Source organism: Streptomyces sp. URMC 127, from assembly GCF_051386535.1.
In the GTDB taxonomy this organism is placed as follows: domain Bacteria; phylum Actinomycetota; class Actinomycetes; order Streptomycetales; family Streptomycetaceae; genus Streptomyces.
In genome coordinates this window covers 1-12,876 of record NZ_JBPQTW010000197.1, presented here as the reverse complement: position 1 = coordinate 12,876, position 12,876 = coordinate 1, and the positions used below count along the sequence as shown (strand labels likewise).

6 protein-coding genes are annotated in these 12,876 nt (G+C 76.4%); 2 read left to right on the top strand and 4 right to left on the bottom strand.

Annotated elements, in window-relative coordinates:
• Positions 1 to 52 precede the first annotated feature (52 nt).
• Positions 53 to 1,249, top strand: a complete 1,197-nt coding sequence (locus ACSNOH_RS28075) for a serine hydrolase domain-containing protein (RefSeq protein ID WP_436724234.1) — start codon at positions 53 to 55, stop codon at positions 1,247 to 1,249.
• Positions 1,250 to 1,303: 54 nt separating this feature from the next.
• Here the strand turns inward: ACSNOH_RS28075 and ACSNOH_RS28070 are convergent, their stop codons facing one another.
• The 3 genes from ACSNOH_RS28070 to ACSNOH_RS28060 form a co-directional block, all read right to left on the bottom strand.
• A complete protein-coding gene (locus ACSNOH_RS28070; protein ID WP_436724233.1) occupies positions 1,304 to 1,852 on the bottom strand; it encodes a TerD family protein in 549 nt (182 codons plus the stop codon).
• A gap of 92 nt (positions 1,853 to 1,944) precedes the next feature.
• The gene (locus ACSNOH_RS28065) at positions 1,945 to 4,257 is read right to left on the bottom strand and encodes an MMPL family transporter (protein ID WP_436724232.1); all 2,313 of its coding nucleotides are present in this window, start codon (positions 4,255 to 4,257) and stop codon (positions 1,945 to 1,947) included.
• A complete protein-coding gene (locus tag ACSNOH_RS28060; RefSeq protein ID WP_436724231.1) occupies positions 4,251 to 11,768 on the bottom strand; it encodes a type I polyketide synthase in 7,518 nt (2,505 codons plus the stop codon). Before ACSNOH_RS28060 ends, ACSNOH_RS28065 begins: the two co-directional genes overlap by 7 nt.
• Positions 11,769 to 12,018: 250 nt before the next feature.
• On the opposite strand from ACSNOH_RS28060, the gene ACSNOH_RS28055 reads away from it, so the two are divergent.
• Complete coding sequence (locus tag ACSNOH_RS28055; protein WP_436724230.1) at positions 12,019 to 12,414, top strand: rodlin; 396 nt, start codon at positions 12,019 to 12,021, stop codon at positions 12,412 to 12,414.
• 15 nt (positions 12,415 to 12,429) lie between these two features.
• Here the strand turns inward: ACSNOH_RS28055 and ACSNOH_RS28050 are convergent, their stop codons facing one another.
• On the bottom strand, positions 12,430 to 12,804 hold the full coding sequence (locus ACSNOH_RS28050) for a hypothetical protein (RefSeq protein WP_436724229.1): 375 nt from the start codon (positions 12,802 to 12,804) through the stop codon (positions 12,430 to 12,432).
• Between the last annotated feature and the right edge of the window lie 72 nt (positions 12,805 to 12,876).

Here is a 12,876-nt window from a genome sequence, read left to right as displayed (position 1 = left end):
CGCGCCACCACCCGCCGTCCCGTCCGCGCAAAGGAACAGAAGGAGGGCTGTCATGACGAAGCGTCCGCCGAGGACGGTCCGTGCGGCGAGAGCCGCACTGGCCGCGCTCCTGACCACCGCCGCGATGGCCGGAGCCCTGCTGGCGGCCCCCGCCCCGGCAGGCGCCGCCCACCAGGCCCCGCCCGCCGCGCGCGGGCACGAGCGCACACAGGCCGCCCTGGAGGCCGCCGTCAAGGCCGGCGTCCCCGGCGCCATCGCCCTCGCCCGCGGCGCGGGCGGCACCTGGCGCGGTACCGCCGGCGTCGCCGACCTGCACAGCAAGCGCCCCCGGCTGCCGTGGGAGCACTTCCGCGCCGGCAGCATCGTCAAGCCCTTCATCTCGACCGTCATCCTCCAGCTGGAGGCCGAGCACCGGCTCGCCCTCGGCGACACCGTCGAGAAGTGGCTGCCGGGCCTCGTACGCGGCCACGGCAACGACGGCCGCAGGATCACCCTCCACCAGCTCCTCAATCACACCAGCGGACTGCACGACTACACCGACGACCCGGAAGTCCTGCGGAACCTCACCACCACCGCGTTCTTCCAGCACCGCTACGACACCTGGACGCCCGAGCGGATCGTGCGGACCGCGACGGCCCACGCGCCGGACTTCCCGCCGGGCACCCGCTACTCCTACAGCCCCACCGGCTACGTCCTGGCCGCCCTCGTGATGGAGAAGGCGACCGGCCGGTCCTACGAGGAGGAGGTGCAGCGCCGCATCATCGCGCCGCTCGGCCTGCACTCGACCCGCCTCCCGGGCCATGAGCGCACCCTCCCGCCGCCCGCCGGGCGCAGCTACAGCCGGTTCACCGACGACCCGGACCGCACGATGCACGACGTCACCGACCTCGACCCGTCGGTGATCCGGGGCACCGGCGATCTGATCACCAGCCCCGGTGACCTCGACCGGTTCCTCACCGCGCTGCTGCAGGGCAGGCTGCTGCCCCCGGCCCAGCAGCGGGAGCTGAAGACGACCGTCCCCACCGGCGAGGACCCGGGCGTGGCCTACGGGCTGGGGCTGTTCCACTTCACGCTCTGCGGCACGGAGCTGTGGGGGCACACCGGCTTCTTCATCGGGACGCAGAGCGTCGCCTACGTCTCCGCGGACACCCGGCGCAGCCTCGTCTACAACTTCAGCACCGACGCCCTGGGCGACACCAGCGCGGCCGGTGACGTGATCAAGGCGGAGTTCTGCCCGGCCGCGAAGTAGCCGGGCGGGCCCCGGCTCCGGGCCGGGCCCCGGGGCCGGGCAGAACCCCCGGGGTCACCTGCCCATCACCGTGGCGAACGTCTGGGGGTCCGTGTCGTACCCCCGGACGGCGGGGCGGCACTCCCACACACCGCTGCCGTTGCGCTCGAACTCCACCACCGTCGCCGCCGTGGCCCCGGCGACGCCGGCGAAGTCGTCCGCGACGAGCTCGGTGTATCCCTCCACGACCCGGACTCCGGTGTTCGGCACGTCACCGAAGGTCTTGCGCCCGCCGTTCTGCTGGATGGCCACGCCCACGACGACGCGGACGTAGGAGGGCGAGAGCCGGTCGAGCTCCAGCGTCATCACCTCGTCGTCGCCGAAGCCCGCGCCGGTGCGGCTGTCGCGGTTGAGGTTGATGGTGCCGTCGGGCGAGAGCCGGCTGTCGAAGTGGACGAAGTAGGCGGCCTTTCCGCGCGGATCCTCCGCGCTGTACGTTCCCGCGATGATGTCGAGGTCGTGGTCCGGCACGCCCAGCGGGCTCGGGTCCCACTTCAGCGACACCTGCACCTTGCCCAGCCCCTTGGTGAGGCTACCGCTCGTTTCCTTGTTGAGTCCGCTCACCGGACGTCCCCTCCCGTTCCTTCGTCCTCGTGCCTCTCCACCTTGCCGCCGGAACCGTCCGTGCCGCTACCCCGGGTGAGGAGGCGCCGCGATCAGGGGAGTTCGCCGTCGGGCGAGGCGCCGGGGACCCGGGCGACGGGCGCGGGGAGAGAAGGCCGCACGGCGCGCCGGGGCAGCGGCGGCAGCCACCAGTTGGCGCGCCCGGCCAGCCGCATCACGGCGGGCACCAGGAGCGGGCGGATGACCAGGGTGTCGAGGACGACGGACAAGGAGGTCGTGACGGCGAGGAGCTTGACGAGCGTGACCTCGGCCGTGGCCAGGGCGAGCAGCACGGCCAGGACGAGCGCGGCGGAAGCGGTGAACAGCGGACCGGCCGCCTGGAGCCCGGCGGCCGTGGCCCGCACGGTGTCGCCGGTGCGGGCGTGGGCCTCGCGGATGCGGGCCAGCAGCAGGATCTCGTAGTCCAGCGACAGCCCGAAGGCGAGGCAGAACGTGATGACGGGCATGACGACGCTGACCGTGCCCGTGGCCGTGAAGTCGCCGACGAGCCACTTCAGGTGGCCCTGCTGGAAGACGAACACCATGGCGCCGAACGACGCGGTCAGGCTGAGCAGGTTGACCGCGAGCGCCTTCACCGGCAGGAACACGCTGCGGGTGAAGGCGAGGAGCAGCAGGAACGTGGCGGTGCCCATCGCTCCCAGCGCCCACGGCAGCCGCCGCGCGAGGACGTCGCGGGCGTCCTGGAACTGCGCCGCCGGCCCGCCGGTGAGCACCGGGGCGGGCGCCGGGGCCGCCCGCAGCCGGTCGGCGAGCGCGGCGGACTGCGGAGCGTAGGGGTCCGCCGCGCCGCTGACCGCCAGCCAGGTGCCGGCCGGCGAGGCGAAGTTCCGCAGGGCCGGGCAGCCCGGCAGGGCACCGGGTGCGGGGGAGGCGGCGGCCGGGCAGGCGAGCGGGACGTCCTGGCCCTGGACGTACGAGCCGGTCGCGGTCCGTACGCCCAGGACGCCCGGGAGGCCCGACAGCCGCCGGGCGTACGCGTCCAGCTCCGCGACCCGCGCGCGGCCCTCCGGCCGCCACCCCGGCAGGACCACCTCGACGGGGTTGCGCAGCTGCGGGAAGCCGTCGCGCAGCTCCTGGGCCGCCCGCACCTCGGGAGCGTCGCGGGGCAGCACCCGCTCGTCGCTGAAGCCGAAGACGACCTGGCGGAAGGGGATCGCGAGGACGAGCAGGGCCGCGGTGGTGACCGCCGTGACCAGCAGCGGGCGGCGCATCGCCCGCAGGGCCAGCCGCCGCCAGCCGTTCCGGGTGCGGTCCGGCGGCCGCCGCCACCGCGCGAACAGGTCGCCCCGGCCGATCGCGCGGGGGAAGCGGGCCAGCGCCGCCGGGACGAGCAGCAGGGCCGCGGCGGCCGCGAGCAGCACCACGCTCGCCCCGGCGTAGGCCAGCGAGCGCAGCACGTACAGCGGGAACAGCAGCAGGCCCAGCAGGCACAGCGCCACGGCCGCGGCCGAGACGACCACGATCCGCCCGGCGGTGGCGACCGCGGCCCGTACGGCTTCCTCCGGCGCCCGTCCCGCGGCGATCTCCTCGCGGTAGCGCGCGACCAGGTAGAGGCTGTAGTCGATGGCGAGGGCGAGCCCCACCGCGGCGGTGATGTTCAGGGCGAACGTCGACACTTCCGTCACGGCGGTCAGGACGCGCAGCAGGGCGAGCGTGCCGGCCACCGCGACCGCCCCCACGGCGAGCGGCAGGCAGGCCGCCGCCGCGCTCCCGAAGACGAACAGCAGGAGCAGCAAGGTGGCGGGGACGGCGAGGAGTTCGGTCCGCAGCAGATCGCGTTCGCTGTAGTGCTCCAGGGCGCGGTCGAGGACCGCACGGCCGGTGACCTGCACCCGCAGGGGGCCGGGGGAGGCGGTGGCGGCCGGCAGCAGGCGCTCGACGGCCGCCCGTGCGGTGCGCCCGCCGCCTTCCAGGCGCACTGAGACGAGCGCGGTGCGGGCGTCGGCCGAGCGCAGCACGGCGTCGTCCACGCCGCCCCTGCCGGCTCCGGCCGTGCGGCACGCGCCGCGCTTGAGGGGCCCGGTCCAGTAGGAGTCCACGCCGGTGACGCCGGGCTCGCGGCACAGGCGGCCGACGAGCGCGAGGCCCGCCGCGCGGGCGCCGGGCGCGTCGACGGAGTCCGGGGCGCGGGCCAGCAGGACGACGTCGGGCGCGCCCGCGTGGAAGCGCCCGGTGAGCAGGGCCTCGGCGCGGGCCGAGGGCGAGCCGGGCGCCGTCCAGCCGCCGCCCGCCAGCCGTGCGGCCACGCCGTGGCCGAGCAGCCCGCAGGCGAGGGCGGCGAGGGCGGCCAGGACGAGGACCGCGCGGCACCGGCGCGTGGCGAAGCGGGCCAGGGAGGTCAGCACGGCGGCGCCTGCCCGGCCGGGTCGGCGGCGGGCCCGGCCTGCGGGGGGACTTCCGCGAGGGAGGCGGCCGGCGGGGACTGCGCTCCGGCGCTGTCCGCGGTGCGCAGCCGCAGGTGGACGATGCGGGCGATGTCGGCGGCCGTGCCGCCGCCGCGCATCAGCTCCATGGGCGGCACCCGGACGTCGAAGCGCCGGTGCAGGGCGGCGAGGAACTCGGCGGCCATGAGGGAGTCCACGCCGTACTCCTCGATGCGCCGCCCCGGGTCGATGCGGGCGGGGTCGAGGTGGAGGACGCCGGCCAGGATCCGCACCAGCTGGCCGGTGAGGGCGCGCAGCGCGTCCTCGGGCGGCATCGCCGACAGGGCCCGGACGAGCTCCGCGTGGGTGTGGCCGGTCTCCTCGTCGGGCTCGGGCACGAGCTGCCGGTAGCGGGGCTCGCCGAGCGAGGGCAGACAGGCGCGCAGCCGCGCCCAGTTGCAGCGGCCGACGCCCGCGACGTCCGTGCCGTCGCCCAGCAGCACGTCCGCCGCGCCGAACACCTCGCGCGGCGAGAGCGTCTCCAGCCCGCTGCTCTCCATGGCGGGGGCGAGGCCGTGGCGGGCCACGTAGCCGGTGCCGCCGAGGGCTCCCCAGCCCACGGCCAGGCCCGCTTCGCCGTCGCGCCGGCGCCGGCGGACCAGCGCTTCGAGGAAGAGGTTGCCCGCGGCGTAGGGGGCCTGGGTGACCTGCCCGACGCGGGCGGCGACGGACGAGAACACCAGGAACAGCTCCAGGTCCTCCCGGCCGCGCGTGAGGGCGTCGAGCACGGCCCCGCCGGCGGCCTTGGGGGCCAGGACGGCGCGGAAGCGGTCGTCGGTCAGCTCGTCGAGGGGCGCGTCGTCCAGGTGCATCGCGCAGTGCACCACGCCGCGCAGCCGGTGCCCGCCCGCGTCGATCTCCTCCACCACCCGCCGCATGGACGGCAGGTCGGCGGCGTCGGCCGCGTAGGGCTCGGCGTGCACGCCCCGCTGCTCCAGCTCCGCGAGCAGCGCCTCGCAGCCCGGGGTGCGCGCGCCCCGGCGCCCGACGAGGGCCAGCCGGCGGGCGCCGCGGTCGGCGAGCCAGTGCGCGGCGGCCGCGCCGTAGCCGCCGAGCCCTCCGGTGACGAGATAGGTGCCGCCGGGGTCGAAGCGCGGGACGCGGGGCCGGGGTTCGGCGAGGACGGGCTCGTCGAGGGGGTCGAAGGAGACGACGACCTTGCCGGTGTGCCGGGAGTGCTGCAGGAGCCGGAAGGCCTCCTCGGCGCGGGCGGCGGGGAAGAGCGTGTGCGCCAGCGGCCGGTAGTCCCCGGCCCGGATGTGCTCCGCGACCTCGGCGAACAGGCGGGCCGCCCGCTCGCGGCCGGCGAGCAGGGCGAGGAGGTTGACGCCGAAGAACGCGAGGTCGCGCTCGAAGGGGCGCAGCAGCAGCCGGTTGTTCTCCAGGATGTCGCGCTTGCCGAGCTCGACGAAGCGCCCGCCCGGCCGGAGCAGCTCCAGGCTGCGGGAGACGGCCTCGCCCGCGAGGGAGTTGAGGACGACGTCGACGCCGCGCCCGCCGGTGAGCTCCCGCACCCGGGCGGCGAAGGCCAGGCTGCGCGAGTCCAGGACGTGCTCGACGCCCAGGGCGCGCAGCAGGTCGCGCTTGGCGGGGCTGCCGGCGGTGGCGATCACCTGTGCTCCGCGCAGCCGGGCGAACTGCAGGGCAGCGAGCCCCACGCCGCCCGCCCCGCCGTGCACGAGGACGGTCTCCCCGGCCGACAGCCCGGCCTGCCACCCCAGGCCGTAGTGGACGGTCAGGAACACCGCGGGCAGGGTGGCCGCCTCGGCGAAGCCCATCGCCTCGGGCATCCGGGCCACGGCGTCCGCTGCGGTGACCACGTGCGAGGCCAGGCAGCCGGAGCCGCTGGCGAACACCCGCTCGCCCACGGCGACGCCCGTGACGCCCTCTCCGACGGCCGCGACCGTTCCCGCGCACTCCAGCCCGTACGCCGCTGCGAAGCGCCCGTCGGCGGACTCCTCGCCGGCCAGGGCGCCGGTGGCGAGCACCACGTCGTGGTAGTTGAGCGCAGCCGCCCGTACGGCGATGAGGACCTCGCCGGGGCCCGGCTCCGGCCGCTGCGTCTCCACCCAGGCCGGGCGGAAGGACAGGCCGGGCTCGCGGACCTCCAGGGCGAACGCGCCGCCCGCGGCCGGGGGGAGGAGGGGCCGGGGGAGCTCCCGCTCGCGCGGGACGAACCGGCCGCCGCAGCCGGTCACGACGACCTCGGCCTCCTCCGACGGGGCGAGGAGCTCCCGGGCGAGGCGGCCGGCGTCGGCAGCGGTGTCGCCGCTGCGGGCCAGGGACAGCCGGCGCGTGGTCAGCGCCGCCTGCTCGTTGCCCAGGCACTGCACGACGCCCCACGCGGCGGCGTCGGCGGGACCGGCCGCGGCGGGCCCGGGCTCCGGCACGGCCCCGCAGGGCCGCGTCACGAGCCACAGCGAGACGGTCTCGCTGCCCGTCAGCCGCCCGCAGGCGACGGCCACGGCGCGCAGCACCGCGGCGCGCCGTGTCGTGCGCTCCACCACGTCGCCGTCGCCGGCGGGGGCCAGCACCAGGACGATCACCGTCTCGCGGGACAGCAGCGGCGCCCAGGCGCCGGGGTCCTCGCTCGCCACGGTGGTGCGGACCTCGACGGCGTCGGCCGTCTGCAGCAGGCCGGCCGTGGCCCCCACCAGCCCGTACTCCTCGGGCGTCTCGGCCGCCAGGACCCAGGCCGTGCCGATGCCCGCGGCCGGCAGCGGCGGAGCCGGCACCGGTGCCTCGGCGCGGGCCGCGAGGAACACCGAGAAGTCCTCGCGGGCGGGCTCGGCGTCGTCGCCGGTGCGCACGGTGCCGGTGAAGCCGCAGCGCTCCAGGAGCGCCGTCCACTCCTCGCGGCCCAGCAGCGGGGAGCGGGGCCGCAGCCCGGTGTCCGTGCGGTTCCAGAAGCTCTCCAGCGTGCCGAAGAACGGCAGCAGGCACAGCGGGTCGTGGCTCTCCAGCACCAGCAGCCGGCCGCCGGGGGCGGTCAGCGACGCCAGCCGGCGCACGGCCGCCTCCAGGTCCCCGCAGGCGTGCAGCGAGTTCGCCGCGACCACCAGGTCGAACCCGCCAGCGGGCAGCTCCTGGCCCGCCGGGTCGGCGGCCGCGTCGAAGGTGCGGTAGTCCACGAAGTCGTACGCGGCGAAGCGCTGCCGGGCCCGTACGAAGAACGCCGGTGACACGTCGGTGAAGAGGTAGCGGGTGCGGTCGGCCGGCAGCAGCGGCAGCAGGGCAGCGGTCATCCCGCCGGTGCCCGCGCCGACCTCCAGCACCCGCAGCGGCCGTCCGGCCGGCAGGGCCGCCACGATCTCCCGCACCAGCGCCTGCGCGACGCGGTTGTGGAAGCGCAGCACCGGCGCCACGTCGTGGAACCGCTCCAGGGGCGAGGCCGCGCCCTCGGCGCCCAGCAGGTCCAGCGGGTCGCGCGCACCCCTCAGCACGTCGCCGAGGTGCAGGAACTGGCGGACCAGCAGCGAGAGTTCGGTCGCGTACGCGGGCTGCTCCCGCAGCCCGTCGCGCACCATGCCGATCGCGCACCGGGGCTGGTCCTGCCGCAGCCAGCGGCCGTCCGGCTCCTGCCGCACCAGCCCGTACCGCGTCATCGCGGCCAGCATCAGCTCCATCGCCTGCCGGTGCCGGGGCAGCATCCCGCCCGCGACCAGGTCGCCCACCGTGAACGGGCGGCCCCCCTCGGGCACGAGGCCGCCGAGCGCCGCGGCGTAGGCGTGGGCCGCGGCCTCCTGCACCAGGGCGGCGAAACGCGGGTAGCCGGCCGTGCGCCAGTCGCGGCGCAGGGCCAGGATCCGGTTCGCCGCCCGCTCGGCGATCGCCCGCGGCGCCGGCCCGGCAAGGGGCTCGTGCACGTCCCAGGGCCGCGGGGCGGCGCGCAGCACCGTCTCCTGACGGGTCACCGGCGTGCGCCGCACCCCGGTCAGGCGCCGCATGCGGCACCCACGCAGCTCCACGGCGACCGTGCCGTCGGCGTCGGTGAGCGCGATGTCCCAGCACACCTCCGTCGCCGTCCGGCCGCGCTCGCGCACGTGGACCGCGCCCTCGGCCGCCGGGGCGCGCCAGACGCGGACCGCGTCCATCGCCGACGGCAGATAGGTGTGTCCCGCGAGGATCTCGTCGTCCAGCAGCGGCGCTCCCGCCTGCACCGCGCCGTCGAGCAGGGCCGGGCTCACGTCCAGCCCGTCCAGGGGGCCGGGGTCGCGGTAAGCCGCGACGACTTCCTCGTCGCCCACCCACAGCTCCGTCAGCACCCGGAAGGAGGGCCCGTAGCCGAGCCCGGCCTCGCCGACCCGGCCGTAGTGCTCCTCCCCGGTCACCCGGCGGCCGCAGCGGGCGCGCGCACCGGCCAGGTCCGCCGGCGCCGGGGGCCGCCCCCACCGGGCCCGGACACGGCCGCGCGCGTGCCGGCTCTGCCCCGTGGCCTGGTCGTCCGTGCTGCTGATCAGCACCACCCCGTCCTCGGGGTCGAACGACACCTGCGTGTGCACCGTGCCCGGCTCGCCCCACGGCACGAACAGCGGCCGCACGAACTCCAGGTGGTCGGCCTCCACCGCCGTGTCGAGCACCCGGCGGCCCGCCGCCAGCGCCATCTCCACGTACGCCGTCGCGGGCATCACGACGGACCCGCCGAGCCGGTGGTCCGCGGCCCACGGCAGCCGGGCCGGCTCGACCGCGCCGTGCCACACCGGCAGCGGAGCCGGCATGCGCTCGCCGAGCAGCGGGTGCTCCGTGCGGCCGTCCCCGCTGCTGCGCACCCACGACTCCGGGCCGCCGCTCCAGTGCCGTTCGCGCTGCCAGGGATAGGCCGGCAGGGAAGCCACCCGGCCCGGGCGCGGGAAGAACGCGCCCCAGTCGGCCCGCGCCCCGGCCGCGAGCAGCCCGGCCACCGCGGTGCGCATCGCGCGCACGCCGTCGTCGCCCTTGCGCAGCGTGCGGGCCACCACCCGCAGCCCGGGCGCCGCGTGGCCGGCGGTGATGCGGCGCAGGTAGCTCTGCAGGACCGGCTGCGGGCCGATCTCCAGGAGGATGTCGGCGCCCTGCGCGAGGGCCCCCTCGACGGCGTCGGAGAACAGCACCGGCTCGCGGACGTTGCGCCACCAGTAGTCCGCGTCCAGCTCGGGCCCCTCCGCCGGCTTGCCCGTGACGGTGGACAGCAGCGGCACCCGCACGGGCGAGGGGCTCAGCCCTTCGAGCGCGGCCTGCAGGGGGGCGCGCAGCGGATCCATGGCCGCGCTGTGGAACGCGTGGTCCAGGTCGAGTTCGGCGCACACCACGCCCCGCCCCGCCAGGTCCCCCAGCAGCCGGTACAGCTGCTTCTGCGGGCCCGCGACCGTCACGTCCCGGCGGGAGTTGACCCCCGCCACCTCCAGCCCCGGGTAGCCGGCCAGCAGTTCCGCGGCCTGCTCGCGGGACATGCCCACGGCCGCCATCCGCCCGCAGCCGGCCAGCGGCGCCTGCGCGCGGCTGCGTTCGGCGATCACCCACGCCGCCTCGGCGAGCCCCAGCGCCCCGGCCGCGTGCGCGGCCGCCACCTCGCCCACGCTGTGGCCCAGCACGGCCGACGGCGTGACGCCGTGGGCGCGCAGCACGGCCACGACGCCGGTCTGCAGCGCGAACAGCAGCGGCTGGGCCACCTCCGTGGCCCGCAGCCGCTCGGGCGACGCCGCGGCGAGCTCCTCGGTGACCGACCACCCCACGTGCGGCGCGAGCTCCTTGTCCACGGCCTCGACCGCCGAGCGGAAGACGGGGTCCGCCAGCAAGCCCGCCCCCATGCCCGCCCACTGGGCGCCGTTGCCGCAGAACGCGAACGCGACCCGGCCGTGCCGCACCGCCTCCCCGCTGACGGCCTCCACGGCCGGGACCGCCGCCGGCGACTGCGGGGGCAGCGCGGCGCGCGGGGCCAGCCGCGCCAGCGCCTGCGCGGCCTCCCGCGGGCCGCCGGCCAGCACCGCCGCACGGAACGGGTGCTTCCCGCGGCGCACGCAACTGGTGTGCGCCAGGTCGTAGAACTCCTCCGGCCGCGCCCGCGCCAGCTGCTCCGCGGCCCGCCCCGCCGCCTGCGCCAGCGCCTCGGGCGTCCGCGCGGAGACCACGAACGGCAGCGTCCGCGCGCGGGCCCCCGTCCCCCGGGCGCGCCGCGGCGCCGGCGGGGCGGCCGCGATCACGGCGTGGGCGTTCGCGCCCCCGAAGCCGAAGGAGTTGACGCCCACGACCGGCCGCCCCGCGTCGCCGTCGACCGGCCGGGCCTCCGTGGCCGGGGCCAGGCCCAGGCCCGCGAAGTCGATCGCCGGGTTGAGCGGCAGGGCGTGCAGCGTGGCCGGGATCCTGCCGTGCCGCAGCACCAGCAGCGCCTTCAGCAGCCCCGCCATCCCCGAAGCGGGCTCCAGGTGGCCCAGGTTGGACTTGACCGAGCCCACCGGAAGCGCCCCCCGCCGGCGCCGCGTGCCCAGCGCCCGGCCGACGGCCTCGCACTCGGCCGGGTCCCCGGCAGGGGTCCCGGTCCCGTGCGCCTCCAGGTAGACCAGCTCGTCGGGATCCACGCCCGCCTGCTCGTACACCGACCTCAACAGGGCTTCCTGCGCACGCGGATTCGGCAGTGACAGCCCCGCCGTGCGGCCGTCGCTGCCCACGGCCGTCGCCAGAATCACCCCGTGGATCCGGTCGCCGTCGGCCAGGGCGTCGCGCAGCAGCTTCAGGACGACGACCCCGCCGCCCTCCGCCCGCACATAGCCGTCGGCCGCGGCCGAGAACGCCGCGCACCTGCCGCTCGGCGAGAGCATCGAGGCCTGGGAGAACCCCACGAACGGATAAGGGCTGAGCAGCATGTTGACGCCCGCGGCCACGGCCGCGCGGCTGGTGCCCTCGCGCAGCGTGCGGCAGGCCCGGTCCAGCGCCACCAGCGCCGAGGAGCAGGCGGTGTCGACGGCCATGCTCGGGCCGCGCAGGTCGAAGGCGTACGAGATCCGGTTCGCCGCGATCGACGCCGCGCCGCCCGCCATCGTGTAGGCGTCGACGCCCTCGATGCGCAGCATCTGCTGCGCGCCGTAGGAGGTGTCGGAGATCCCCGCGAAGACGGCGGTGTCCGAACCGGCCAGCGACGCCGGGTCGATCGCGGCGTCGTCGAGGGCCTCGGCCGTCAGCTCCAGCAGCAGCCGCTGCTGGGGGTCCATCTGGGCCGCTTCCCTGGGCGAGATGCCGAAGTAGCCGGCGTCGAAGCCCGCGATGTCGTCCAGGAACCCGCCCGCCGCCGTACGGCTCTTGCCGGGGCGCGGCGCCGACGTGTCCACGAAGCGGGCCGTTTCGAACCGGTCCTCCGGCACCCGGCCGATCAGGTCGCGGCCCTCTTCCAGGGCCTCCCACAGCGCCGTCAGGTCGCCGATGCCGCCGGGCAGCCGGCAGGCCGCTCCCACGACGGCCACGGCCGTGCCGTCCTCCGCCGAATCCCCTGAACCCTCCGGATGCACGCGTACGACCTTTCCTGGCGGACCGGGCTCCACCGACGAGCCCGCACGGTTGGTGACGTTCCGCATCTTTGCCGTGACGCTCTGTGGGTGCAAGCGGCCCGCCGGGCAGCGGTCGAATGGGTGACAACCCGGAACATCTGCGACATCGGGGAGTTACTCAGTGCGCGTTCCTCCGCGAACCGCGGACCCGGTGAAAGGTGCTCAAGTGCTCAAGAAGGTGATGACCGCAACGGCCTTGACGGCCTCCGCCGTCGGCGCGATCGCCGGCCCCGCCGCGGCCGTCGGCGACGGCCGGGACGTGGCCAACGCCAACGGCGCGGTGACCGCCACCGGCGCGACGCTGACCGGCGGCCGTATGAGTCCGCAGATCAGCGCGGTCCAGGGCACCCTCAACGAGCTCTGCGTCGGCGTCGGCAAGCTCGGCGTGCAGTCCCTCCTGCTGCTCATCAACGTCGGCGTCCAGGACGTCCCGGTGCTCACGTCGCAGGAGCAACAGCAGTGCACCCACGGCACGGTGACCGACAACGGCAACAACCCGCTGTCGCACCTCGCGGAGCGCATCTCACTGCTGGACCACAACGGGTCCGGCAACCGCCGCTAGCGGCCGGGGCCGCCCCTACACCTCCAGCTCCGCCTCGATCCGCTTCAGCTGGTGGCGCGCCATCGCCAGGTTGGCGCGCCGCGCGTCCAGCACCAGGTAGAGGAAGAGGCCGTTGCCGCCGCGGCCGGTCAGCAGCCGGATCAGGTGGTACTGCGCGCCGAGGGTGATGAGGATGTCCTCGATGGAGTCCTGGATGTTGAGCATCTCCATCGTCCGCAGCTTCGCCCGGACCACGTCCGTGTTGCCCGCCGCGGCCACGTTGAGGTCGAGCGACTGGGATCCGCCGAGCGTGCCCAGCGCCATGCCGCTGCCGTAGTCGACGAGCGCCACGCCGAGCGCGCCCTCGATCGAGCTCATCGCGTCCTTGAGGGCGGTTTCGGTGTTCGTCATGAAGAGACTCCGTTCTCGTTGTCGGGTCGGTGACCGGGTCGTGCGGGCAGGGGTGCCCGGGCGGGCGGGGGC

Coding starts and splice junctions, on each gene's coding strand:
- ACSNOH_RS28075 (WP_436724234.1), top strand. CDS start 53: ATGACGAAGCGTCCGCCGAGGACGGTCCGTGCGGCGAGAGCCGCACTG.
- ACSNOH_RS28050 (WP_436724229.1), bottom strand. CDS start 12,804: ATGACGAACACCGAAACCGCCCTCAAGGACGCGATGAGCTCGATCGAG.